General features: G+C 46.6%; 1 protein-coding gene. It reads left to right on the top strand.

Annotated elements, in window-relative coordinates:
* Window positions 1-33 precede the first annotated feature (33 nt).
* On the top strand, window positions 34-298 hold a 265-nt coding region (locus tag SB775_RS28595), incomplete at its 3' end, for an SH3 domain-containing protein (protein ID WP_410864559.1).

Raw genomic sequence — 298 nt, 5'->3', positions numbered from 1 at the left:
AAATATGTAAATGTAAGCTCTGGTTCTCTCAATATGCGAAAAAGCGGAACGGAAAGTGCCAGCATAGTCGCGAAGCTGACAAGGGGCACACAGGTGACGGTGTATTCGGAATCCAAAGGCTGGGCGAAGATCAAGGCCAATGGAATAGATGGGTATGTCAGTACTGACTATCTTTCAACAACGAGGCCAGGAACGGCTCCCAATCCAACCATACCTGAAAGAACGACGACGAAATATGTAAATGTAAGCTCTGGTTCTCTCAATATGCGAAAAAGCGGAACGGAAAGTGCCAGCATAG

It is taken from the genome of Peribacillus sp. SIMBA_075, from assembly GCF_046534585.1.
This window is presented reverse-complemented; position numbering and strand designations above follow the sequence as displayed.